Source organism: Rhizobium sp. L9, from assembly GCF_002531885.1.
Classification (GTDB): Bacteria; Pseudomonadota; Alphaproteobacteria; order Rhizobiales; family Rhizobiaceae; genus Rhizobium.
On sequence record NZ_NWSZ01000013.1, the window covers coordinates 22,928 to 47,446 of the forward strand.

At 60.4% G+C, this 24,519-nt stretch carries 23 protein-coding genes, 1 tRNA gene and 2 pseudogenes; 11 read left to right on the forward strand and 15 right to left on the reverse strand.

The genetic code is table 11. The features are described from left to right. Positions 1–152: 152 nt before the first annotated feature. The 6 genes from CO660_RS15105 to CO660_RS15130 form a co-directional block, all read right to left on the reverse strand. A complete protein-coding gene (locus CO660_RS15105) occupies positions 153–1,034 on the reverse strand; it encodes an aldo/keto reductase (protein ID WP_097599398.1) in 882 nt (293 codons plus the stop codon). Positions 1,035–1,359: 325 nt separating this feature from the next. Continuing rightward, on the reverse strand, positions 1,360–2,022 hold the full coding sequence (locus tag CO660_RS15110; protein WP_097599399.1) for a methyltransferase domain-containing protein: 663 nt from the start codon (positions 2,020–2,022) through the stop codon (positions 1,360–1,362). A 249-nt stretch (positions 2,023–2,271) separates the two neighbouring features. Then, entirely contained in the window at positions 2,272–2,571 is a 300-nt protein-coding gene (locus CO660_RS15115; protein ID WP_097599400.1) for a hypothetical protein, read from the reverse strand. A gap of 153 nt (positions 2,572–2,724) precedes the next feature. Next, on the reverse strand, positions 2,725–3,078 hold the full coding sequence (locus tag CO660_RS15120; RefSeq protein ID WP_097599559.1) for a cell surface protein: 354 nt from the start codon (positions 3,076–3,078) through the stop codon (positions 2,725–2,727). A gap of 150 nt (positions 3,079–3,228) precedes the next feature. Continuing rightward, the gene (locus CO660_RS15125; protein ID WP_097599401.1) at positions 3,229–3,549 is read right to left on the reverse strand and encodes a hypothetical protein; all 321 of its coding nucleotides are present in this window, start codon (positions 3,547–3,549) and stop codon (positions 3,229–3,231) included. Between the two features lie 203 nt (positions 3,550–3,752). Next, positions 3,753–4,340, reverse strand: a complete 588-nt coding sequence (locus CO660_RS15130) for a hypothetical protein (protein ID WP_097599402.1) — start codon at positions 4,338–4,340, stop codon at positions 3,753–3,755. Between the two features lie 262 nt (positions 4,341–4,602). On the opposite strand from CO660_RS15130, the gene CO660_RS15135 reads away from it, so the two are divergent. Beyond that, entirely contained in the window at positions 4,603–5,028 is a 426-nt protein-coding gene (locus CO660_RS15135) for a hypothetical protein (protein ID WP_097599560.1), read from the forward strand. 193 nt (positions 5,029–5,221) lie between these two features. After that, a complete protein-coding gene (locus CO660_RS15140; RefSeq protein WP_097599403.1) occupies positions 5,222–5,467 on the forward strand; it encodes a DUF982 domain-containing protein in 246 nt (81 codons plus the stop codon). Positions 5,468–5,887: 420 nt separating this feature from the next. Here CO660_RS15140 and CO660_RS15145 read toward each other — a convergent pair whose 3' ends face one another. Beyond that, positions 5,888–6,829, reverse strand: a complete 942-nt coding sequence (locus CO660_RS15145) for a DUF2806 domain-containing protein (protein ID WP_097599404.1) — start codon at positions 6,827–6,829, stop codon at positions 5,888–5,890. A gap of 98 nt (positions 6,830–6,927) precedes the next feature. Further along, positions 6,928–7,863: a hypothetical protein gene (locus tag CO660_RS15150; protein WP_097599405.1), complete on the reverse strand. Its 936-nt coding sequence runs from the start codon at positions 7,861–7,863 to the stop codon at positions 6,928–6,930. 174 nt (positions 7,864–8,037) lie between these two features. On the opposite strand from CO660_RS15150, the gene CO660_RS15155 reads away from it, so the two are divergent. Both CO660_RS15155 and CO660_RS15160 read left to right on the forward strand, forming a co-directional pair. Beyond that, positions 8,038–8,901: a recombinase family protein gene (locus CO660_RS15155; RefSeq protein WP_097599406.1), complete on the forward strand. Its 864-nt coding sequence runs from the start codon at positions 8,038–8,040 to the stop codon at positions 8,899–8,901. A 680-nt stretch (positions 8,902–9,581) separates the two neighbouring features. After that, entirely contained in the window at positions 9,582–10,250 is a 669-nt protein-coding gene (locus CO660_RS15160) for a hypothetical protein (protein ID WP_097599407.1), read from the forward strand. Positions 10,251–10,336: 86 nt separating this feature from the next. On the opposite strand, the gene CO660_RS15165 is transcribed toward CO660_RS15160, so the two are convergent. From CO660_RS15165 to CO660_RS15180, 4 genes are all read right to left on the reverse strand, one after another. After that, positions 10,337–12,157 carry a site-specific integrase gene (locus tag CO660_RS15165; RefSeq protein ID WP_245421333.1) on the reverse strand — a complete coding sequence of 607 codons (1,821 nt, stop codon included), beginning with the start codon at positions 12,155–12,157 and terminating at the stop codon, positions 10,337–10,339. A gap of 101 nt (positions 12,158–12,258) precedes the next feature. Next, positions 12,259–12,335: transfer RNA gene (locus CO660_RS15170), tRNA-Arg, on the reverse strand. A 123-nt stretch (positions 12,336–12,458) separates the two neighbouring features. After that, positions 12,459–13,976 (reverse strand): HAMP domain-containing sensor histidine kinase, encoded by a 1,518-nt coding sequence (locus CO660_RS15175; protein WP_097599409.1) that lies wholly within the window; start codon positions 13,974–13,976, stop codon positions 12,459–12,461. Between the two features lie 341 nt (positions 13,977–14,317). Continuing rightward, entirely contained in the window at positions 14,318–16,315 is a 1,998-nt protein-coding gene (locus tag CO660_RS15180) for a methyl-accepting chemotaxis protein (RefSeq protein ID WP_097599410.1), read from the reverse strand. A 418-nt stretch (positions 16,316–16,733) separates the two neighbouring features. Between CO660_RS15180 and rpmH the strand changes: the two genes are divergently transcribed. The 4 genes from rpmH (at position 16,734) to yihA (ending at position 19,878) form a co-directional block, all read left to right on the forward strand. Beyond that, a complete protein-coding gene (gene rpmH / locus CO660_RS15185; RefSeq protein WP_008524438.1) occupies positions 16,734–16,868 on the forward strand; it encodes a 50S ribosomal protein L34 in 135 nt (44 codons plus the stop codon). Positions 16,869–16,889: 21 nt separating this feature from the next. Next, complete coding sequence (gene rnpA, locus CO660_RS15190) at positions 16,890–17,291, forward strand: ribonuclease P protein component (RefSeq protein WP_085776768.1); 402 nt, start codon at positions 16,890–16,892, stop codon at positions 17,289–17,291. Then, positions 17,291–19,084 (forward strand): membrane protein insertase YidC, encoded by a 1,794-nt coding sequence (gene yidC / locus CO660_RS15195; protein WP_097599411.1) that lies wholly within the window; start codon positions 17,291–17,293, stop codon positions 19,082–19,084. Before rnpA ends, yidC begins: the two co-directional genes overlap by 1 nt. A gap of 140 nt (positions 19,085–19,224) precedes the next feature. Further along, on the forward strand, positions 19,225–19,878 hold the full coding sequence (gene yihA / locus CO660_RS15200) for a ribosome biogenesis GTP-binding protein YihA/YsxC (RefSeq protein ID WP_097599412.1): 654 nt from the start codon (positions 19,225–19,227) through the stop codon (positions 19,876–19,878). A gap of 170 nt (positions 19,879–20,048) precedes the next feature. Here yihA and CO660_RS15205 read toward each other — a convergent pair whose 3' ends face one another. Continuing rightward, positions 20,049–20,768, reverse strand: coding sequence for an anti-sigma factor (locus CO660_RS15205; RefSeq protein ID WP_097599413.1), 720 nt, complete (start codon positions 20,766–20,768; stop codon positions 20,049–20,051). After that, positions 20,765–21,299 (reverse strand): annotated as a pseudogene (locus CO660_RS15210) (sigma-70 family RNA polymerase sigma factor). Before CO660_RS15210 ends, CO660_RS15205 begins: the two are co-directional and overlap by 4 nt. A 146-nt stretch (positions 21,300–21,445) precedes the next feature. Between CO660_RS15210 and argB the strand changes: the two are divergent. After that, positions 21,446–22,333, forward strand: coding sequence for an acetylglutamate kinase (gene argB / locus CO660_RS15215; protein ID WP_011423809.1), 888 nt, complete (start codon positions 21,446–21,448; stop codon positions 22,331–22,333). A gap of 30 nt (positions 22,334–22,363) precedes the next feature. On the opposite strand, the gene CO660_RS15220 is transcribed toward argB, so the two are convergent. Next, positions 22,364–23,209, reverse strand: coding sequence for an oxidoreductase (locus CO660_RS15220; RefSeq protein ID WP_097599414.1), 846 nt, complete (start codon positions 23,207–23,209; stop codon positions 22,364–22,366). 123 nt (positions 23,210–23,332) lie between these two features. Between CO660_RS15220 and CO660_RS15225 the strand changes: the two genes are divergently transcribed. Both CO660_RS15225 and CO660_RS32810 read left to right on the forward strand, forming a co-directional pair. Then, positions 23,333–24,229: a LysR family transcriptional regulator gene (locus CO660_RS15225; protein ID WP_097599415.1), complete on the forward strand. Its 897-nt coding sequence runs from the start codon at positions 23,333–23,335 to the stop codon at positions 24,227–24,229. A 62-nt stretch (positions 24,230–24,291) separates the two neighbouring features. After that, positions 24,292–24,401, forward strand: a pseudogene (locus CO660_RS32810) (acetylglutamate kinase); the annotation flags it as partial. Between the last annotated feature and the right edge of the window lie 118 nt (positions 24,402–24,519).

Consider the following 24,519-nt stretch of genomic DNA (forward strand, 5'->3'; position numbering starts at 1 on the left):
GCCGCGGGTCTCGTCCCGTCCTTCGGACCGTAAACGGGTGAAGGGGATATGCTGCAACCTCTGCGTCCCTCGCCAACCTCTCGCAGGGAAGGTCCCCTCGCCCCGCAAGCGGGGAGAGGGTTAGGGTGAGGGGCAGCCGCTTGCATCACTCCTCAAGCGGCCTTGAAGACCTTCCGACCCTCGGCGTCCAGCGCCGCGAATTCCTCATCCGACAGCGTGATGTCCACCGCCGCGACGTTTTCTTCCAGGTGTTTGACCTTTGACGTGCCGGGGATCGGCAGCATCACCGGGCTGCGTTTCAGCACCCAGGCGAGCGCGATCTGGCTGGGGGCGGCATTGTGCTTCCTGGCGATCGTATCGAGCAGCGAGCCTGATTGGGCGAGATCGCCGGCGGCGAGCGGATACCACGGGATGAAGCCGATATTGTGCTTTGCGCAATAATCGAGCACGTCTTCACTGGTGCGATCGACCAGATTGTAGCGGTTCTGGACGGTGGCGACCTTGAAGTGCTTCGAGGCCGCCTCGATTTCGGCGACGGAGACTTCGCTCAGACCCGCATGGCGGATGAGGCCGGCATCGAGCAGCGACCGGATCGCGTCGAACTGCTCCTTGGCCGGCACCTTCGGATCGATGCGGTGAAGCTGCCACAGGTCGATCTGCTCGACGCCGAGATTGCGCAGGCTCTTATGCGCCTGCTGGATCAGATATTCCGGGCGGCCGACGGGCAGCCAGATGTCGGGACCGTGGCGGGTCAGGCCGCCCTTGGTGGCGATGACGGATCCGGCGCCATAGGGATGCAGCGCCTCCTTGATCAGCCACTCGGAGACATCGGGGCCGTAGGAATCGGCCGTATCGATGAAATTGACGCCAAGCTCAGGCAGGCGCTTCAGCGTCCGGATGGACTCGGCATGGTCGTCGGGCTCACCCCAGATTCCTTTACCGGTAACGCGCATGGCGCCGAAACCGAGACGATTGACCTCGATCTCGCCGCCGATCCTGAAGGTGCCTGACTTGGCTGCGTTGTGACTGGACATGATCTTTCCTCTCTTGGTCAATAAAATCGTTCAATGTCGTTGAATTGGCCGAAGCCGCTCGTTTCACCGGCGCGGGGATGCCGAACTGGCGAAGATGGTTTCGGTTCTGAATGTCTGCCGTGTCTGGTGATGCCCGACATGGTGATGACCCGGCCGCCGCGGCGATATCGGACATGCGGCCGCTGCGACGCTTGCAGATATAGGACGGGTCCGCGGGGATAACAGGGAGAGGCCGAAACATCGTCCCTCGACCGGCTGCCGCATGCGGGGATATATCGGCCGGGCTGCGTCGAAGCCTGTCGCTTCCGCTCAGCCGGTGCCGCGTTCAGCCGGCCGATTCGCCGGAAAAGGCGGCCACTTCGATCTCCGCGTCACGGAATCTCAGACGTTCGCGCGAGAGTTCCAGCGGCTTGCGGCGCGAGATCCGGTAGACGGAGGCCGGCGGCAGGTTGCGAACCGTACCGCCGATGCGCACCGCCTTCAGGCCGAGGCGGTCGAGGATCGGCCGCGGCACCGGACAGCGCGGACCATAGGTAAATTGATAGACCGCCCCGCCCAGGCGCATATAGGTGAAGACGCCGGCAAGGATCGAGGCGATCTTGCGCGGCGACATGGACAGAAGCGGCAGGCCGCTAATGACGGCGCCGACCGGTTCTCCCTCGAAAATATCGGCCTGGGCAAGGTGGGCTGCGTCCATTTGCAATATCCGCGCCGCCGGGAACCGCGTCTGCAGCGCATCGATGAATTCCGGGCCGTATTCGATCAGCGTCAGATCCGCCTCGCTGATGCCGCGGGCGAGCAGCGCCCGGGTGAAGACGCCCGTGCCCGGGCCGAGCTCGATGATTGGACCGTCGAGCTCCGCAATTTGGCTGGTCATGATCCTGGCCAGGGAATCACCAGATGGCGCGATGGCGGCCACCCGAAGCGGATTGCTGATCCAGGAGCGGAAAAAATGCAGGAAATCCGAGCATGCAGCCTTTGCGGTCATGACTGTCCCACCTGTCTGAAATTCAATTGATTATGAATGCGACCATCGCGGCCAGCATGGCAATTCCAAGGCAGAGACGTCAATCGCCCTTGTGAGCCGGCATTTCCCACCTCTTTTCCTATCGGCGTCCGGCATTTTTTGCATCTGCGGCGGCTTTGACATAGCGAGCGCCGTCCTCTGCGGTGAAAAAGGGCGGCCGGGAAACCGCCCCTCACCGCGGCGGCCTAGTCGCCACCGCAAAGCGCCCGGTCAATAGTTGCAGCCGGAGCTGCTCGTCGGGTTGAAGCCGAGCTTGCAATCCATGTTCAGCGGCTTCTTCGGGTTCATCATGTAGGGCGAGGCCATGCCCTTCGGGCTGCCTTCATCAATCGAACCGGTCGTGCTCCTGTCGTGCTGCACGCGGGTCTCATCCTGGACAACCTGCTGCTTGGCCGAGTCCTGCTGCGTCGCGCTCGACTGGAGAGGAGCCGCTTGCGCCGCCACGCAGGAAAGGCCGAGCATCGCACCGAGGGCTGCGGCCGCCAGGCCGCTCTTGAACGTCGTGATCATTGTCATCTCCTTGGGAGGATCAGCTGAATTTGCGCCGAGGAGGTAGGAAGCGGATCTGTCACAATCTACCGCAACGCAATAGATGTCACGAACATGTGAGCGGCGCCCGAAACAGGAAAAAGGCGGCTCGCGCCGCCCCTTTCATTTGCCGGCTCAATAGCCGTTATCGCAGGGCATGCTGCCGGGACCGATCGATCCTGAAAACGTAGAGTTGCACATTGTCGGAACCGCCGGTCTGTTCACCGGCTGGCGGATGATGGAGCCGGTGGCGCCGGCCTCGACGCCGAAAGCGGCAAGCGGATACCAGTAGCCATCGGAGTGACGGCGGGTGCCGGGGCGCTCCGTTCGGAAGCCGCGATAGCCATGCCAGATACCGGGATGCGGCTTATACTGCACGGTTTTTACGTAGGAAATATCGGGCGGCCGCACCGTTTGAACGGGAGCGGCTTCAGCTTGGCCGATCGGCGCGAGGACGAGAGGCACGCTGAGCGCGACGGCGGAACGGATGCCTGTCCCAAGTGCGCAGTTCCGCGCACGCACAGTTTCCAAAACTCGTGATTGCAGGCGATTCCGCGTGAGTTTTTCGCGATAAAACGTGAAAGTCGCGACAGCAAGAATGGCGCGAGGGCGCTGGCTAAGAATGCGAATTCTCTGTTCTCAATTCGCGTATAGAGCCCGGTAACCCTGGGCGGACAGGCAGGCGACATATTGGCGATGGGCAGCGGCGCGCGCCGTCGTTTCCTCTTCCAGCGCATCGGCCTCGGCATAGCCGGTCAACTGGGCGCGCAGATGATACTGCTTCTTCGCCTCGTCATACATCGCGTTGCCGTCGGTTACGCAGATGCCCTGGGCGACGGCAGGCGGATTGACCGGCACTCCGATGGGCAAAAGCACCGGCGCGTTCGCATGGTCGACGCAGCCGGCAAGGGCGGCCATCGTCGCGAGAACCGCCAGAGCCCGAAAAATTCCCACCGTCATGCGTTCCTCCGACATCATCAGGCCTGCGGATACATCAGGAAGGTTGCGCGAAGCTAGGCATTCGGGAAAACGAATGCCGCTTCCGACCGAGGACGGTCATCACGCGCCATGCCGGGAACCCCCACCAAAATCTATATAGCACTTCGGAATCCCGAAATAGGCTGCGGCATTGAAATCATTGCGTTTCCACTCAGCCGAAAAGCTCACGAAGCGCGGCGAATTTCGGAATCCCGAAGCGGGCGGATTTCGGGATCCCGAAGCGAGGTTTTTTTCTTGCGGCCGAGGCGGCCGCGTCTTTCGGCGGCGATCTTGAGGTCGGTCTCGGACCATTTCCGACCCCTTTCCGCCGTGCACCGCTTCCACTCGTCGGTCGGCGGCGCGCCCTCATGGTCGCCGACAAAGGTGAGCGTGAACAGGTTGGGATGCGCGACCCCGCTTCCCGCCCGACCGCGGCGGACCTTAACCAGCCCCTTATATTCCAGCTCGTCGAGCGCATCGGCCACATATTCGCCGGTGACGCCGTAGGAGACGAACTGGGGATGCGTCACGACAAGCCTGCCATTTTGCAACCCGGCATGCGAGACGTGCTCGATGACGATGCGGAAGAAGGCGCGGCAGGCATTCGCACTCAAGGTGGTAAAGGCCGCCGATTCCAGGAGCTGGATCGTCAACCATTGCCACCGCAGGCTGCCGTCATCGCTGGCGCTCGGCGGCGCGGTGTGCCTGCGCACCAGCGCTCGCGTTTTGCCGGAACTGGTGCGGCTCTTGTCACGAGAGTTGAATTCCGCCATCAGCCCCTCGCCTCAGCTCCGAGCAGGTCCTTCAGGCGACCAATAGAAGAACTTGTTTTTTCCCGCATGCAGAGGGAAAAACTGGGCCAAGCGCCCACAGCGCCAATCACTACAAAATTCTTTGACATTCAACATTCCATGGTTGCAGCAGCGAGCAATCTAGCGTAAGAACGTTTCGAGAACTAGGAAAATAATCTTAGGAATTTGGATTACACCTGATCCCGGTCACGGAGACAGGCAGTTGCTGGGCTTGGAGGACAGGATGCGAATGATCTGCATGGGGGAAAAGAGCATGGTGGGTTACAGCAAGCGATTGCTGGCATTGATTTCGCTCTTGCTGGCAAGCGCCGTCCAAGCTTTTCCCTGCGATCAACCGATCACCATATCGAATTGGTCGTTCTGTGCGACCGGCAATGTGAGCGCTGAGGGCGGCGCCGCTGATTGGAAAGTCGTTCCTGCATGGACTCGCGACAAAGACATAAGCGCGTATTTCGGAAACGACCCGCGGCTTCTGGCAAACCACGGGCTTTGCAATGCCAAATTCCATCGCGTCGTCCTCTGCCAGCCGGGATGGCAAACGGGCAACCCGGATGAGTGCTCATATCTGGTTTGCAGCGGCTTTTACTCCGCCGTGTTCGGGAAGAAAGAAAGGGAAGACTATGAGAGAGAGCATCCGAACGCTCAATAGCTTTTGCCTTGCTGCTTTGCGGCAAAGACGGCAGCGGCCGACGAGAAGCGGCGGCCGGAAATAAATATGCCGGCGTTTCAGTAAAGCAGCTCACCGCTTCAGAAAACGTCTCGTTCAGACGGCATCTCGACACGCCGGAACAATTGCCCTAGGCGAGCAGGTGACTGAGAAGACGCAGCGGAGATCCTGCATTATGCAAACCCTATGGAAGAAGCCGGTGACGCTTGCCCTTGAGGGGCCGGATCAATGGGTCGTCATCCAGACGACCCAGGCAGCCACATGGGCGCTGATTGAAGACTGGCCGACCGAAGAGGGGCCTGCGCTCGACAGGGCGTGTGCGGTTTGCGCCGATGTCATATCCGGGAAACGGAGCCGGGAAGAGGCGCGGCAGGCGTTCGTCGAAGCGGCGATCGAAGCCGGGATCCCCATCAAGGAATGAGGCGACGTGCCCCGTTCCAGCGCACCGTCGTCAGATATTCCGGCGGCCAACCGTCCCGCCGCTGCGAGTGCATTCCCGGAAAAGCCGCCGAAGCGCCCGCGCGACAAATGGCCAATGTCCACTAGCTGCAGCGCCCCAATGAACTGCGACGGGATCAGGCCAGCAGAGCAATTCCTCGGCTTGGCCGGGTCGTGCAAAGCTCGCGGGTGCGATAGGCTGGAAATGATTTAGGCCTGCCTGAGCGGGAAACGCCTTTGATATTCGGAACCGATTTTCCAAAACAGGAGGTATCAAATGAAGTGAAAGAATGGCGCACCCGAAGAGAAACGCCACAATCACTCACAACGCATTGAAGTTAAACCACTTATGATCGAGCCGCGCACTCAAAGTGTACCATTCATCTCGCTTTGGCAAGGGCATCTAGAGAGCAAGATAAGCTTGCTTGGCTTCGATGGGGATTGAGACCGCTATATTCTGACTCAAGAGGTGTTGCAGACCCTTTTCGAATGCGGGGATGCTTGATTCCGCTCCGGATAAAGACGCGATTTCCACCCCGGTCGCCGTAAGAAGAGCCATCCCTACCAAAATACTATTTGGTCCATCTGAAGAAAACTCTAGATCGACGGGGCAGCCATAATAGAACGCACGCCCTGTCTTCCCAATTCCGGTTCGGGTATAGGTGCCAGTGCCTGAGAAGGTGATTAATCCGATGCTTTCGAGATGCTGGAGTTCACTAAAAGAAAATCTGGTCTCGTCGTTTCTATCAACCTCATCAGCGTTTGTAATGATTGGCACCGGTTTTCCTATTATCCATACGCTTCTTACAAACTTCGTAAACAACTCAGCATCAGCTTTACTCAACTGAGAAACCAAATCAATTGATCGCCTGGAGAAAGAACCGGCCGCGTTAGCCTCGCCTGCAAGTATCTTTGCCCACATTTCTTGCATGTCCTCATTTGATACCAGCTTAGCCTTGTCGAAAAGATATCTTACGAAATCCTCTTCAAGGTCTTCAGGTTTTGCATCTTTAGATAAATGCGGAATGGCCTTCGCGGTTATGGATTCAATATTTTCCTGGTTCCGTCCCTCCTCATAAATCATCCGTTGAAGGCCACGAGCTTCAATCTCGCTAATCTTCAGCCTGCCTTCAGCTCGGATAATCTCGGCTTTCGTTTCAGCCTCAGCGACGTCAATTTTCGCTCTCGCCTCTCGCCTCATTCGGTGGGGCTCAAAGACAATGCCGATTGCGTTCGACACACGATTGACTAAGGCTTCCCCAGTCTTCCCGAGGACAATCTGAACAGGCAGAACCATGACTTCTAGAACCTCTGATTGGCGACAAACATAATTGGGGTCAGACATTTGAGAGGTCACCTACGTGCCAGTGACCGGCAGGTTTCCCCCCGTGCCGCCTTGATGGGACCCAATACCGAGGAAACACACACACTCCTACCTGCCGCCTAAGGGAGGCTTTGCTCTGCCGTTGTGAGGAAGACAAGGGTCGAGGCAGTCATGTGCAGCATGTAGGCGGCCATGTGGTTGGGAACTGTTGTGGGCACCGCGCCTTGACCATGGCCGCTTTGCTTGTTTCTAGCCGGGGGAATACTGCTTTCCAGAAGACCCCGAAGAGAAGCGAACTGGTTCTGCCAGAATGGCGGCACAAGGCCGTTCGCGTAGATAACGTCGATTAGCGGCTTGGCCGTATCTCCCGGCTTGTAGGTCCAGCCCCTCTTGTCGCAGATCGCCTTCATGGTGCTCTCGAAGGCCTTGAGGCAGTCATTCAAGGCTTCCTTGTTCTTGCCCTCGCGGTAATGCTCATAGGCGCTCAGGAACTCTTGATGCGGGCCAGCATAGTCCTTGGTGTTCAAGAGGCGCAGGGCAGGCTTCACGGCCTCCGCATGTATCAACTCCGAGTCTACCCGGACGATTTCCCCATCGATGTATTGATAGCCGACCGCATTCTCTTTGAACCTGATATTGAGGTCGTCAATTGCCTCGTCGGCGCGCTCATTATAGCCCCGAGTGTTTGAGTAATCGATGGTACGGGTTAGGCGATCAACAGCTCGAAATGCAAGCTCAATTACGTCTAGGCAAGTCTCGGCGCTTGAGGCACCAAGGAAAAAATCTCGTAATTCCGTATAAGGGTTCCCTTCTCGGTTTGAAGGTGGCAGAAGAAACACACCAAGCTCCTGCCTCAGTGTCGATACGATTAGACGGTACGTATTCTCTACTTGCCCGCGACTGCTAGCGGCGTCCTCCCTGCTTCCTAAGGCTCTGTCGAGAATATGAATGATTTGGACGCGTAGCCTCTCCGGTATGACGTCATATCGATAAACGTCGGGCTCGGCACCGCTAAGGCGCTGCTGCCTCCTTGAGTACAACTCATACACGGCCATTCGAATCGCCTTTCCCGGTCGCTGGTTCGTTGAACATTCGGCCACATTCGGGTGCTGGCGTCTATCAACGTATATGTCGATTGACAGGACAAACGAATCTCTCGCTGCCCCTTCACAAACTGCCTAACCGTCGTTACACTGTTTGGGAATGAAGTTGCTCCTGAGGTCCGCCAGATGCCGTCTCGTGACAAGCCCAGCCCAACAGCGTCCCAGCCTAGAGCGCGCGCCCAGAGCCGCCCCGAGGTCGGCAAGGTGGTGGACGCCGAACCACGCCAGCGTTACGTCTCGTACCTTCGCGTCTCTACGGCCCGCCAAGGAGCCTCAGGACTCGGGCTGGACGCTCAGCGTGAAGCAGTCGCCTCGTACATCCGAAGCCGCTCAGCGGGCTCCTATGGCCCCGCAGACCACCTTTGCGAATACGTCGAGGTCGAGAGCGGCAAGGCGAACAACCGGCCCCAACTTCAGGCCGCGCTGAGGCACGCCAAACACGCCAAGGCAACGCTCATCATCGCCAAGCTAGATCGGCTCAGCCGCAATGCTGCTTTCTTGCTGGCTCTGCGGGACAGTGGCGCGAAGTTCGTAGCCGCAGACATGCCCGATGCCTGTGACCTGACCATTGGGGTTCTGGCGTTGGTGGCTGAGCACGAGCGGAAGATGATCCAGGCGCGCACTAAGGCAGCTCTCGCGGTTAAGCGCGAAGCCCTGGCTCGGGAGCGGGCACAACTAGAGGCGCTGGGGCAGGAACCCGTAAGGCGGCTCGAAGATGGCACCACGCGGCCCTTGCGCTTGGGGAACCCGAATGGTGCGGCTTGCCTCAAGGGGATCGGTAACGGAGCGGCTGTGGCAACCGTGAAAGCTGGCGCTCAGGAACGGGCTGAGGAGTTCCGTGAAGTCCTGAGCGATATCGACCCCTCCTCAACCATGTCCGCGCGAGGATTGGCCGGGGAGTTGAACGCAAGGGGCTTCCGGTCCCCACGGGGCGGGCACTGGACGGCTCAGAGCGTGATCCGGCTGAGAGAGCGCTTGGCGTTCTCATAGGTCGCCATCAGGCCCTAGGTGCAAAAGCTGGCTGGTAGAATATTTCGCCGAAGTGGTCATTTGGGGAATGAATTGGCGGAAAACAATTAGGACGCATTAGATGAAGAGGAAGCTCCCGGTCAGCCCTTACTTGAGTAAAGGTGTCTCACCAAAGATCTAAATAGCCCTCATTATTTGAAAGGGGAGGCTCAAGGTTGCCTCATGGTGACAAGCGCTAGAACCCTTCATCAGCCCCTTAGCTCGCCCTGAGGGCGGAAAACAAATAGGACGCATTATTCGAAAGGGAGGCTCAAAGTTGCCTTAGGTGACGGTCAAGAGCCAGACCCCGATCATCACCGCAGCCCCATGGCCTAACCTCTAGTGGTGCCCTGAGCATCGCTCAGCCTCCTCTTAGACTCGCCCCACGGGACCACCGAAAAGACAGAGGAGAGGCGGAGAGACCTGGCCCTCCTTCGGGCACCCTGTCGACCCATTGAGGCCGCCGAAGGCCTCACGCACTGAGAGCTAATCCCGAGATGTCATCGATCCCAAGGACACTTGGGTACTGGCTCTCTGCCAATACGACCATACTGCCGAACCCCAGACCACCTCACCAACCTCACCAACCCAGCGCACGGCCACCTCTCGGAGCACCAGCCCCGGAGCTGACCCATCGCGCCCAACAGAAAGTCTAACCCCTTATGACACGCATAGACATTCGCACCTACGCCCCCACCACTCCGGAGGCAGTTCAGGCACTCCTGAGCTATCTCAATGCCGCCACCAAGACCCTCAATGGCAAGGAGGTGATAGGGGAGACTCACCAACCCACCCCCAACCCTGAAGTCCTCCTTCAAGGCCTGCCTCAGGGCTCCCTTAGTGCTGCTCGCTATGACCCCGAGTCTGGCCTCATCGCCTTCACCATCAAGCGCCGCAATGAGCGCCTCATCGAGCCCGAGGGCTTCGCTGCCCTTCGAGGCCTCTCGCTATTCAACGGAGGAGCCTACCTCGATAAAAACCAGAAGGGGGGCGACGAGTATCACTATCTCGAAATGTTCTCTCGGAGGGGCATGGGCATTACCCTTCAGCGGCTCCTTGCTGACGCCCAGAAGGGAGAGCTAGTGAAGATGAGGGAAGACCATCACCTCCTAACAGCTAGCAATCTCGCCATCGTTCCCGGCCCTCAGCGGAACACAAGGGGACGCCGGGAGGCTTTCGAAGCCGCCCTTGCGGACTACGATGAGCGGGCCGAAAGCTGGGGTGTCTCGAAGCTGCTCAGCAAGACCGACTATCTCGCCATGCTTCGGGGGGCCTTCCGGCTCTACGACATCAAGCACGGCCATAACTTCCTACGGGTCATAGGCGAGTAGCCAGACCCCAAGGCTGAGACGGGGGGAGATGTTGAAGGGGTTCGGCCCCTCCTGCCCGTCTCGGAGCCTGCCCCTGCGCCCTACCTTCAGGCCCCCCACTCAGGCAGTGCCTTGACAGGTGATGGGACCCCTATCCTCGCCATAGCCTCTCCGAGAGCCCTCAAGCCAAACCCGGAGCCGTAGCTTCGGCCCACCCCGCCGCCTCCCGCATGGCCGGTCAAGGCGTCATGAAGCTCTTCCGAAAGGCCAGCATCCCGCGCCAACCGCTTGAAGGTATGCCGCAGGGAGTGAAAGACGATCGATGGGTCTTTGATACCAACAGAGGTCCGCAGGTAGCGATTGAACCATTTGGACCACGCCGTTGAGCGGTAGGCCTCATCGGCAGACTTGATGTCGGGCCACAGGCTGGCGGTGTCCTTACGGTCCTTATCAAGCCGATGTTGGCGATAGCGGAGAAGGCCTAGCCTGATAAGCTCAGGATGCAATGGGACCTGCCTTCGAGAGCTAGCCGTCTTAATCGACCGATCACCCTCAGTCCCTATGTCGATGAACCACAAGCCGGTCTCTAGGTCCTGCCTCAGGTCCCTAAGGCGCAACTGAGCGATTTCATTAAGCCGCGCCCCGGAGAAGAGGGCGATGAGCGGCACCCAATAGGCGGCCTCCCCGCCACCCCCCAGCGGCCTCTCGCCCCGCTCATAGACCCCGCTATTGAACAGAGCCTTGAGGCCCGCCTCTGAGAAGGGCTCCCGGCGATTGGGATCATTGCGCTTGTCGATGGTAAGGCCAAGCTTGGTGAAGGGATTGCTGAAGCCGGGGAGACTGTCCATGAGCCCCTCCCGCTCACAGGCGCTCACGATGGCGGCCAAGAGGTTCAGATACTTGTTGACGCTTGCGGCATGAATAAGTTCCTGCCCACCATCACCGCTCTTGACGAGGGCTCTGAGCGACATTGAGCGCTGCTTCCCGGTGAGCCTCGTAGGTATCTTCGCAAGCCCATTGGTGCGGAAGTCTCTCGCCTTCTCCTTGGTGATGTCCCCCAGGCGCAAGTCCCCATGCCATTCCGTGAAGTACCTGACTGCCCTCTCCGCCTCCCTGACAGTGCTGGGGGATGCCTTCTTGCCACCCCTCGCGGGGGTCCCCTGACGCCACGCCTTGAAGGCATCCGAGAGGGTCGGCCCCTTGGCTGGGCTAGGGTTGGGGGTCGGGATATCCTCACCTTCCTGCCTCTTGAGCATGAGGTCATAGGCTTTGACGTGACCCCTAAGGACCGCAAGGCCAGCCTCTCGGTAATAAGGTGATGAGGGGTCTATCGGATAGTTGCCAGCCTTGAGATAGGCATGAAGTTCCGCCTTCACGATGTCGGGGTTGCGGCTGGCGTAGGCTGAGCGGTACTCCTGCGAGAGGGTCTCAAGCCAGTCTTGCTTGGCCTCAAGGTGCCCTTCTGCCATCCCGAGCTGACCAAAGCCGGGGTCTAGGAGGTCCGGCCACTGGGCCCGCTCCTCAGGGGTTTGCATGTAGCGCCGCGCGTCACCCTGCTCCCTTTCAGTCTCGTCCTCCTTGAGCAAGGCGGCGATGATATCGGCCTCGATCTCCTCAACTGAGGGCAAGCGCAGAAGTGAGACCATCTCGCCACCCACTTCCCCTCTCTGGTATCGCGAGGCCAAGGCGAAGAGGTCGGTGACCCTCAGAGCCTCCCTCATGTCCTTGCGCTTAGCATCCGCAAAGTTGTTGGTCTTGAGGGAGACCGTAAGCTCTCGCTTGAAGCGTCCTGTGTCGGGATTGATGAGTTCTGATAGGGCAGCGGGAGGGTTCTTGGGCGCTGGCTTTCCGGCTAGCTCCTGAGGAAGCCGCTTTCGAAACTCGTAGATGCCTGAAGTCCGTCTCTGCATATAGCTGAGCCCTGCCATCGAGTGTCCCACCCTTGTGCGATACCGTTGTGTACTAGGCGGCTCTCGCTAAGGTTCTGAAACCCTAGATGTTTTTCAGCTTCAATGCATTAGGAAAAGAATGGCGCACCCGAAGAGATTCGAACTCCTGACCCCCAGATTCGTAGTCTGGTGCTCTATCCAGCTGAGCTACGGGTGCGTGGCAGAAGCGGCGGCGCCGCTTGCGTGGGCGATCCTCTAAAGGGTCCTTTCGGACATTGCAAGAGCATTTCTGAAAAAATCGCTCTTTGTCTGCAACGGCCACGCTCCGGCGAAACTCCCGTCACTTCTCACCCTGTGTCCGATTGCGGTAATCATCCAGTGAAACCGGGCGATCGGGGATCTCGATGCGGAACTGGGTGCCGACCGTCGGCTTTTCCACCAGCGCGATCGTGCCGCCATGGGCGAGCACCAATTCGCGGGCGATGGTCAGGCCGAGGCCGGTGCCGCCGGAACGGGCCGAGCCGCGAAAGGCGGCAAACAGGTTCTGGCGCGCCTTCAGCGGCATGCCGGGACCGGTATCGTCGACCGTGATGCTGACGACGCTGCCGACACGCTGGGCGGAAACGGTGATGCGCCTGATGGCGCCGGGGCCGCCCTCGCCCGGCGAAGTCAGCGCCTGCAGAGCGTTGCGGCAGAGATTGTGAATGACCCGGAACAGTTGCTCGCCGTCGGCATCGACCTCGAGATCCGCAGCGAACTGTTCGACAAACTCGATGCCGCTTTGCGGATCGATCGCCAGCATATCCTTGACGTCCTGTGTCAGTCCCAGCAGCCGAACATGGCGGCGGCGCGGCGCCGATTCGCTCGCCTTGCCATAGGACAGCACCTCCGTCGTATAACCGACCGCGCGGTCGATGGTGCGCAGCAGCTTCGGCGCGAAGCTCTTGACCATCGGATCATCGACATCGACGAGCCGGTCCGACATCAGCTGCGCGGAAGCCAGAATATTGCGCATATCGTGATTGATCTTTGAAACGGCGAGGCCAAGAGCGGCAAGGTTCTTCTGCTGCTTCAGCGTCTTCTGCAGCTCCATCTGCATCGAGGTGAGATTGCGGCCGGCCACCGCCAGCTCGTCCCGGCCGCCGTCGCCGATATAGATATGGGCCGGATTCTCGGGATCGGAGGAGAATTGCTGCATGCTGCCGGTCAGCCGGCGAATCGGGCCGATCAGAATGCGGTTGATCGCAAAGAAGATCAGCGTCGCGGTGAAAAGCGAGATCAGCACCGACAGCAGCAGCACGTTGCGGGAATAGGCGAACATCGCCGTGCGCAGCGGCCGATCCTTCATGACAACCTCGACGCCGATCTTGTTTTCACCAACCGGACCATAGACGCGGATCATCCTGCTGCCGCCGAAAACCAGGGTGTCAAGCGCGTCGCGGATCGCCGTCAGCGGCGGCACGTCGGTGAGGTCATAGGATTCGTCGACGGAGGTCGGCATGTCAGTCGTTGCCAGCAGCCGCGAAGTGCCTTCCTTGCGCAGTACGATCGCCTTGGTGCCGGTCGCCTCCAGCGTTTCCTTCTGCAGGGCGCGCGGCAGCTCGATCGGCTGCAGCCCGTCGATGACGATGGCGGCGGCAGCGGCCGTGTTCAGCCTGTCCTGCAGCCAGCGCATCCGCATGCTGGCGACAGAGGGAAAGAAAATCAGGATCTCGGCGAGCATGATGAAGACGACGGTGAGCCAGAGCAGCTTGCCCGAAAGCCCGCCGAAGAAGCCGGACGGGCACCGCCCCTTGGCAGCCTCGGTGGCTGCTGGGGGTTCTGCCGAAGGATTGTCGCCCTGGTTTCGCACCGGCATTCTTGTCTCGCCCGATCGGCAGCGCTTTGGCCACCCTTACCGTTGGAGCTTTATATTAGACCAATAGGTTCCGCTTTCAAATCTTTGCGAGCAGCGTCACGTCGCCACAACGAAATGCTGCCGGAGGCGGCGTCGTGATTCGTTATGTTGGTGCAATTGCTCTCTGGTTGGCGCGACGGGCGGCCCCTCATCCGCCTGCCGGCACCTTCTCCCGTAAACGGGGCGAAAGGACATGCCGCACCGGCCTCCTCCATCTCAACGTCGCGCCTGGCACGTCCCCTCGCCCCGTTTTACGGGGAGAGGGTCAGGGTGAGGGGCAGCTACTGGGCGTTGGAAAAGTCTCAGAACTCTTCCCAGCTCTGCTCGGCTGCAGCCGCACTGCCGCCGAAGGCGCGGGCGACTTTGGCGATCGCGCGGTGGGCGGGTGAGGCGACCGGCTGCCTGTGCGGCTCGTTGCGCACAAGCGCCACGGGCGCCACCGCATCCGAAAGCTTGAAGCGGGCAATGAGGTGCACCAGCCCGTTGGCTTCGGCTGAAAGCCGGTGGGTGGCGGCAGAGGTTTCTTCCACCATTGCGGCATTCTGTTGCGTCACCTGATCCATCTGGTTGACGGCGGTATTGACCTCCTTGAGGCCGGTCGACTGTTCGACCGCGGCCGTGGCGATCGAATGGATATGGTCGTTGATGGCGATGACGCGGGTGCCGATTTCCGACAGCGCCTCACCGGTCGCCTGGACGAGTTTGACGCCGACCTGCACCTCATCGCCCGATTTGGTGATCAGTGCCTTGATGTCCTTGGCGGCGGTCGCCGAACGCTGGGCGAGTTCACGCACTTCCTGCGCGACCACCGCGAAGCCCTTGCCGGCCTCGCCGGCGCGGGCGGCCTCGACCCCGGCGTTCAGCGCCAGGAGGTTGGTCTGGAAGGCGATCTCATCGATCACGTTGATAATCTGGCTGATTTCGCGCGAGGCCTGCTCGATGCGGCCCATGGCCTCGACGGCGTTGCGGACGACGACGCCGGAGCGGCCGGCATTCTCCTTGGCTTCTGAAACCATGACGGTCGCTTCATGCGCCCGCTCGGTGGAGTTCTGGACTACGGCTGTGATCTCGTCGAGCGCGGCGGAGGTCTGTTCGAGGGCCGCCGCCTGCTGCTCAGTGCGCTTCGACAGGTCGTCGCTGGCATTGCGCAGCTCGGATGTGTTGCCGTTCATCGCTTCGGTCGTCTCGCGCACTTCGCGCATCGTCGCCTGCAGCGTTACGAAGCTGTTGTTGACGTTCTGCTGCAGCTCGGCGAAGGCGCCCTGGAAATTGCCGTTCATCGTCTGGGTCAGATCGCCTTCGGCAAGGCTTGCGATGACGCGGCGGGTCTCGCCGATCCCGGCATCGACGCTCGACAGCAGCATGTTGATATTGCCGGCGAACCGGTTGAGGTTCTCGTCCTGATAGTCCTTGTCGATGCGATGGCTGAAATCGCCGGCCGCAGCCGCGGCCACGACGACCGACATGCTCGACTGCAGATCGTCGCTCTTGGCGCGCATCGCCGCCTCCTGAGCGTTCAGGCGCTTGACAGCGAGGCCGTTCTCCTTGAAGACCGCGACAGCGGCGGCCATCTCGCCGATTTCGTCCTTGCGGCCGGCAAAGGGAACCTCGGCGTCGAAATTGCCGTTGGCGACCTCCTTAATCGCGTGGGTGACACGCTTGATCGGGCGGCTCAGATGGCTGGTGCCGATATAAAAGCCCATGCCGATGCCGACCGCGATGCCGATGCCGGTAATGCTGAGCACGAGCGTCAGGACCCAGGAGCGGAAACTTTCGATCTCGGCGTTGACGGCCTCGAGCGCCGCCTTGTCGGTAGCGACGACCGCATCGATTTCCGCTTGGAAGGCCTTGCGATTGGCGCGATTGGCCTCGTTATTGCCCTGCTGGCTGGCGGCCTCGGGCCCGACCTCGGTGCCGAGGCGAGCCGTTTCCGTGCGGAAAGTGCGAAATTCAGCGGCGCGGGAGACGAGCTTGGCGAAGTTGGCCTTCTCGCTTTCGGGAACGAGCGGCGCCCAGCCGGCGATGACCTTGTCGATCTCATCGAGAGCGGCCGTGATGCCCTTGGCGAAGTTCGGCGTATCCTTGATCGTCTTCGCCGCATAGATGCCGCGCGACTCCATGACGACAGCGGTGACGAAACGATTGAGGCGCTCGCCGGCATAGGCGCGGGCGGCGGCCTGCTCGTAAGCAGTGAGGTTGCGGCTGTATTCGCGCATTGCGGACAATGCCGTTGCGCCGATCAGAAGGGCGACGGCGCCCATTACGCAAACCAGCAGATTAATCTTGCCGCGGATCTTCAATGCAATGCCTCCTAGCTCCCATCACTGCCTGGAAAGCCAGTTCCCGGCTGATGGTGCGAATATCCGCGAAATTCCTTAAAGTTACATTTCTAATGTTTACGATCATGGCCCCTGAATATTAGCCATGCCGGCGTCCGCCCCAGGCACAAGTCGCTGAAAAGCATGACCTTCCGTCGCGGCGCCGACCAAGCACAACCTTCTGGAGCAAAACAAACTTATTAACACTTACATGCGAAAACCACGCGCAGGCCAGCATTACCGGTGAAATGATCTGTTATAATTGACTTTGGCAGGCTTCATCCGTATAAGCCGCCGCACGTCCGGTCACCTAAGGCCTTCATGGCTCGCCCGTTCGAAAAACAACGCTCCTTGCATCATGCAAATTCAAGAAGGGCCGCACTCCGCGGTGTTTAAATAAATGAAGCGTACTTACCAACCATCCAAGCTTGTTCGCAAGCGTCGCCACGGCTTCCGTGCGCGCATGTCCACGAAGGGTGGCCGCAAGGTCATCGCTGCCCGCCGCGCGCAGGGCCGCAAGCGTCTCTCGGCTTAAGGCCGGGTTGCCCGATAAGAGATGGCGGGCGAATTGACGACCAGTGAGAAAAAACACGCTGTCGGGCGGCTGAAGAGCCGCCCGCAGTTTCTTGCCGTGCGCGAGGGCGAAAAACGCCGGGGAGGACTCTTCCTTCTCGAAGTGCTCGACCGGAAGGAACCCGACAGCCAGGCGCGTGTCGGTTTTACAGTCACCAAAAAACATGGCAATGCCGTAGAGCGAAACCGCATGCGCCGCCGCCTGAAAGAGGCGGTGCGGCTTCATGCGGGGTTTGCAATGAAGCCCGGACACGACTATGTGGTTGTCGCGCGCAGGGACGTGCTCGACGCGTCCTTCCAGGAATTGGCCGCGGAATTGAAATCCCGCGTGGAAACCAGGCCGAAACACCGGCGCCCCGGAGACGGACGCCCCAGGAACCTATGATGGAAAACAACCGCAATTATTTCATTGCGATCGCTCTCTCGGTGCTGATCGTCCTCGGCTGGCAGTTTCTCTATATGAATCCGCGCATCGAGGCCCAGCGCAAGACGCAGGAAGCCCAGAAGGCGCAACAGCAGACCGAGCAGACGCAGCAGCCGGCTGCTGCCGGCGGAGCACCGGCGCAAACGACCGGCGCGGCCCCGACCGGCCAGGCAGCCGCGACGGCGACGCGCGAGCAGGCGCTCGAAAAGACCCCGCGCATCGTCATCGACACCCCTGCCCTTTCCGGCTCGATCAACCTTGCCGGCGCCCGGCTCGACGACCTGAAGCTCAAGGGCTATCACGAGACCGTCGACGACTCGAGCCCGACCATCACGCTGTTCAGCCCGGCCGAAACCAAGGATGGTTACTTCACCGAGCTCGGCTATATCGGCAGCGACGCAACGGGTGCGGTCCCCGGTCCCTCGACGCTGTGGACGGCGCCGGAGGGCGCCAAGCTCACCGAGAAGACACCGGTGACGCTCTCCTATACCAATGACAAGGGCCTGACCTTCACTCGCACGATTTCCGTCGACGAGCGCTACATGTTTACCGTCGCCGACAAGGTTCAGAATTCGAGCCAGGCTCCTGCCTCGCTTTCCTCCTACGGCCGCGTGACGCGTTACAACAAGCCGACGACCCCCTCCGTCTACGTGCTGCACGAAGGGTTTATCGGCGTCATCGGCGACGACGGCCTGATCGAAAGCAAATATAGCGCGGTGGAGAAGGAAGCCGTGGCCCCGGCGAAATCCACCGGCGGCTGGCTCGGCATTACCGACAAATACTGGGCGGCGACGATCGTACCGCCGCAGACGTCAGCCTATGAGGCACACTTCTCGTATTTTTCCGACGGTCAGCCGCGCTATCAGGCCGACTATAAGGACGATGCCTTCACCGTTGCGCCGGGCCAGTCGGTTGAGCTCAAGAACCTCGTCTTTGCCGGCGCCAAGGAAGTGCCCGTCATCGACGGCTACGAGGCCTCCTATTCGATCCCGAAGTTCGACCGGCTGATCGACTGGGGCTGGTTCTATTTCATCACCAAGCCGATGTTCAAGCTGATGGACTTCTTCTATCGCTTCTTCGGCAATTTCGGCGTGGCGATCCTCTGCACCACGATCGTCGTCAAGGCGCTGTTCTTTCCGCTCGCCAGCAAGCAGTACGCCTCCATGGCGAACATGAAGCGCATGCAGCCGAAGATGGAGGAGCTGAAGGCGAAATTCGGCGACGACCGCATGGCGCTGCAGCAGGCGACGATGCAGCTCTACAAGGACGAGAAGATCAACCCGATCGCCGGCTGCTGGCCGGTGGCGCTGCAGATCCCGATCTTCTTTTCGCTCTACAAGGTGATCTATATCACCATCGAGATGCGGCACGCCCCGTTCTTCGGCTGGATCAAGGACCTTTCGGCGCCCGATCCGACGACGATCGTCAACCTGTTCGGCCTGCTGCCCTTTGAGGCGCCGACCTTCCTGCATCTCGGCGTGTGGCCGCTGATCATGGGCGTCACCATGTTCCTGCAGATGCGCATGAACCCGACGCCGCCCGACCCGACGCAGGCGATGATCTTCAACTGGATGCCGCTGGTGTTCATGTTCATGCTGGCAAGCTTCCCGGCCGGCCTCGTCATCTACTGGGCCTGGAACAACACGCTCTCGGTGATCCAGCAGTCGGTGATCATGAAGCGCCACGGCGTCAAGATCGAACTCTTCGACAATCTGAAGGGCCTGTTCCGACGAAAGACGGCACCGTCGAAATGATGCTTTCAAGCCCCGCTTCGGCGGGGCTTTTCATTTCCGGCCAGCTTGTGAAGCAAGACGCTGCCCGCCTGAAAGCTTGACATCCGCCGCCAAAACCACGAAGCCGACAGAAGACTGAACCCGGAGATTGCCGAGCCCGCATGCCCGAACACGAAAAGCCACTCTTCGGCCACCCATGGACTTTTATCCGCGGCGTCCCGTCGCTCAACTTCCTGCCGCCGGAAGGACCGCCGGAAGTGGCCTTTGCCGGACGCTCGAATGTCGGAAAATCGTCTCTCATCAATGCGCTGGTCGGCCAGAAGGGCCTGGCGCGCACCTCGAACACGCCGGGGCGCACGCAGGAACTCAACTACTTCGTGCCGGACGGATATTCTGGCGAAGCGGGCGACCTGCCGCCGACGGCGATCGTCGACATGCCGGGTTATGGCTATGCGCAGGCGCCGAAGGAACAGGTCGACAAGTGGACGAAGCTCGTCTTCGATTACCTGCGCGGCCGCGCGACGCTGAAGCGCGTCTACGTGCTGATCGACAGCCGCCATGGCATCAAGAAGAACGACGAGGAGGTTCTGACCCTGCTCGACAAGGCGGCCGTCTCGTACCAGGTGGTGCTGACCAAGACCGACAAGATCAAGGCGCCGGCCGTGCCGAAACTTCTGGCCGACACGGCGGAAAAGATCCGCAAGCGCCCGGCCGCCTATCCCTACGTGCTGTCCACCTCGTCCGAAAAAGGCGACGGGCTCGATGACCTGCGCCAGGCGATCGCCGAAACCGTCGGCATTGCAGGTTGGAAATAAAAGCGGCGCTCCGCAGAGCCCCCGATGCCTCTGCCGATACGGATAGTTTTACATCGTCGGCAACAGCACCTTATCGACGACGTGGACGACGCCCTCGTCCTTGTCCTTGTCCTTCCTTGTCCTTGATTATCTTGGCGACGGGCCTGGCCATCGCATCGCGCGAGGCATCGTTATGGCCGGTGCACCTTGCCGCTCGCAATGACCGGACCGGTCACCTGTCCGCTCGGCGAGCCGCCGAAAGGCTCTAGGCTGACGGCAAGGGTTGCGCCATCTGCGACATTATTGCGCAGATCGGCGGGAATGACGAGTTCGCCGCTTTCGCCGGGCTGGAAGATGCCGAGCGATTTCGGCGCGCCGCTGCTCGGCACCAGCCAGAGTTCGAGCGATTTCTCCTCCGGCTTGCCGGCGGCGACCGGCACGATCTTCAGCCGGCCGCTCTGGATCTCATAGGAGGCGCGGAGATTGACCGCATTGTTTTGGCCCGAAAGTTCGGCCGCCAGCGGTGCCGGCCCCTGCGGCTGCGGCACAAGGCCGGAGGCGAAGATGACGGCACTGACGGCGACGACGATGCAGGCGAACGCCAAAGAGCGCCAGAAGACCGCCGAATTCCACAGCCCCTGCGAAAAGGATGCGGGTTTTCCGGCCTCGCCGAACAGCCGTGACTCGATCTGCTTGAAGGTTTCCCGGCTCGGCGCGACGCCGTCATATTCGTCGTTGAAGGCGGAGAGGTTGGTTTCCCAACGGCTGACGATCGCCGCAAATATCCGATCGCGGCGCATGCGCTCTTCCACCACCCGGCGATCCTGCTGCGATAGGACGCCCAAGACATATTCACCGGCGAGGACCTCGTCGCGGGAGCGGTTTCCCTTGCTTTTGTCGGGCGATGTCATCGTTCCATGCACTCTCTCAGTTTCAAGAGGCTGCGCCTGAGCCAGGTCCGCATCGTGTTCAGCGGAACGCCGAACTGATCCGCCAGTTCCTGATAGCTCAGCCCTTCGACATAAGCCCGTTTCACGGCGACCGCATGATCAGCTTCCAACTCTTCCATGCAGGTGTCAATCCGCCTTCCTTCATCCTTCGTCACCGTCTGTCTTTGCGGGTCGGATTCGGAATCGGCAAGATCGTAAACGCTCTCGAGTTCGTCGGTGACGGGCTTGCGCGCACGCAGCAGATCGATCGACCGGTTGCGGGCAATTGCGGCCAGCCACGCCGAGGACGATCCCGCGGCTGCCCGGAAGCTTCGAGCGCTTGCCAGATGCTGATATAGACTTCCTGCAGGGCATCCTCGGCCTCCGTGCGGTCCTCCAAGATGCGCAGGCAGATTGCGAAAAGTTTCGGTGCAGTCTGATTGTAGAGGGCAATGAATGCCAGGCGATCGAGCGCGACGCGGCCGTCAGGTCCTTGATCTCATCGCCTTGCATGCCGTTCCCCATATCGTGCCTCGCTCAGCCGGCGGGTCCAACTCCTTTGGCTCCGTGCCACATACGAAAAACTATTGCGGTCTGGATTATTCCCTCTGTCAGAAACTTGCGATAAAAGGCCCGCGATCAACTCCTGCGGGGTCCCCATGAACGAGTCCGAAAGCGAAATCCAGGCACGTCTTCTCGCCCAGGCGCTGCCTTTCATGCAGCGTTATGAAAACAAGACGATCGTGGTGAAGTACGGCGGCCACGCGATGGGCAATCCCGAGCTCGGCAAGGCCTTTGCCAGCGATATCGCGCTTCTGAAGCAGTCGGGCGTCAACCCGATCGTCGTCCACGGCGGCGGCCCGCAGATCGGCGCGATGCTGACCAAGATGGGCATCGAATCGAAATTCGAAGGCGGGCTTCGCGTCACCGACCAGAAGACGGTCGAGATCGTCGAGATGGTGCTCGCCGGCTCGATCAACAAGGAGATCGTCGCGCTGATCAATCAGACCGGCGAATGGGCGATCGGCCTTTGCGGCAAGGACGGCAACATGGTCTTCGCCGAAAAGGCGCGCAAGACCATCAAGGACCCGGATTCCAACATCGAGCGGGTGCTCGATCTCGGCTTCGTCGGTGAAGTGGTGGAGGTCGACCGCACGCTGCTCGATCTGCTCGCCCGCTCCGAGATGATACCGGTCATCGCGCCGGTGGCGCCGGGCCGCGACGGCGCGACCTACAATATCAACGCCGACACTTTCGCCGGCGCCATTGCCGGCGCGCTCAACGCCACCCGCCTGCTGTTTTTGACCGACGTTCCCGGCGTGCTCGACAAGAAGGGTCAGCTCATCAAGGAACTTTCCGTCGCCGAAGCGCATGCGCTGATCGCCGACGGCACTATCTCGGGCGGCATGATCCCCAAGGTCGAGACCTGCATCGATGCGATCAAGGCCGGCGTGCAGGGGGTCGTCATCCTGAACGGCAAGACCGCCCATTCCGTCCTGCTCGAGATCTTCACCGAGCACGGCATCGGAACGCTGATCGTGCCCTAATCGAACAGGGCGCTTGCAGGCGCCCCTTTCTCATGCTTCGGCAAAATCCGTCGAAAGCGTGAGGTTTTCCCAGGCGTCGATTTCCGCGCTCAAGCTTTTCAGCTTGTCGCGGATGAGCGAAAGGGCATCGGCTCCAAGCACCAAATGGACAGGTGGTTTTTCTGCCTCGACCAGCGCCATCACGGCTGCGGCTGCCTTACGAGGATCGCCCGGCTGTTTGCCGTTCTTTTCCTCACGTGCCCTGCGGATCGGATCGAATAGCGCATCGTAATCGGCAATGTTCCTGCCGCTACGCACCATGGAGCGGCCCGCCCAATCGGTTCGGAACGAGCCAGGAGCCACCGCTGTGACCGAGATGCCGAAGTCTTTCACTTCTTTTGCAAGAACCTCGCTCACGCCTTCCAGCGCAAATTTGCTTCCGCAATAATATGCGATGCCCGGCATGGTGATGAAACCGCCCATGGAGGTGATGTTGATGATATGGCCTGCCCGTCGCCGGCGCATAAACGGCAGGACGGCCTTCATCATTCCGACAGCCCCGAAGACATTAACTTCGAATTGCCGGCGCATTTCCTCGATGGGCGATTCCTCCAATGTTCCCTCATGTCCGTAGCCGGCATTGTTGATGAGAACGTCCACGGGACCGACTGATTTCTCGATATGCATAACAACCGGTTCAATCGCCTCGACATCGGCGGCGTCGAGCTGAACGGCGATGGCACGACCGGGCGCCAGATTCTCAAACCGGATTGCGGCTTCGTCGTTGCGCACCGTGCCAACGACTCTGTACCCCTTTGCGAGTGCGGCTTCCGCGAAGGCTCGGCCAAGGCCCGAGCTAACACCGGTAATCAGCAACTGCTTTCCAATTGCACGCATGTTGAACTCCTGAATCGCTATAATCGCGCACCGGCAGGGCGAGTGCGCTGCGGTTATGTGGACAGGCGAAAGGAGTATTTCCAATATATTGCACAGGCGATGTTGATATCTTAAAGGTATGACATGGAGCTGCGTCACCTTCGTTATTTCATTGCCGTCGCTGAAGAACTGAACTTTACGCGGGCGGCGCGCAGGGTTGGCATCGGACAGCCCCCACTGAGCAACCAGATTCGCGATCTTGAAAATGAGGTTGGCACGTCGCTTTTCCGGCGCCTTCCGAGCGGCGCCGAACTGACCGAGGCGGGTAAGGCTTTTCTGCCTGAAGTTCGAGCCATCCTGTTGCAGGCGGAACAAGCAAAGCAAAGCGCTCTGCGGGCAGCGCACGGCCAGCAGGGTCGGCTGCGGGTGGGGTTTACCAGTTCAGCGGTTTTCAATCCGATCGTGCCTGCCGCGATCAACGTCTTTCGCGAGAAATATGCAGCGGTCGGGTTCAGCCTGGAGGAAGCGCCCACTGCGCGATTGCTGGAACGGCTGAATGCGGCCGAACTCGACGCCGTCTTCATCCGTCCGGGCAGTGGCGACCCGGCGCAAGCCCGGTCTCAGCTTCTGGCCGAAGAGCCGATGGTCATCGCCCTGCCGTCCGGACATGCCAAGTCAAAAGCGCAGGCATTGCGGCTCGACGAACTTGCGGAAGAAAGCTTCGTCCTCTTTCCGCGCGAGGCAGGCGCCGGTTTTTTCGACGACATTCTCGCCGCCTGCCGACGAGCGGGATTTGAACCGGTTCTTGGCCAGCCGGCGCCGCAAATCACGGCGATTCCCAGCTTGATCGCCGTCGGCCTCGGCATCTCGATCGTACCGGCGGAGATGACCAAGATCAATGTCCCCGGCGTTCGTTACATTGCGATCGCCGGCGACGCGCCAAAGGCACGATTGGCCCTCTCGACCCGGCGTGACGAGCGCTCGCCCGTCGTTCGAAATTTCGTCGCACAAGCCATCAGCATGCAGCGGAGCTTCGCCTAGCAAAAGCCAGCTGCGGCGCAAGTTCGCCGCCGTCAATGACCTCAGGCCGCACGATCCGAAGGTCAGTCAAGGCCGGCGTGCAGGGCGTCTTCATCCTGAACGGCAGACCGCCCATTCCGTCCTGCTCGAGATCTTCACCGTTCACGGCATCGGGACGCTGATGGTTCCCTGATCGAGGCTGCGCCCCTTGCCGCACGAGAGGCGCATCTTTCTACACGGGCGCAGCGCCTGCCCAGCTGGTCCCTCCTGTCGCGCTTTTATCCGGCGATCAGACCGGCATGGGATCCCCG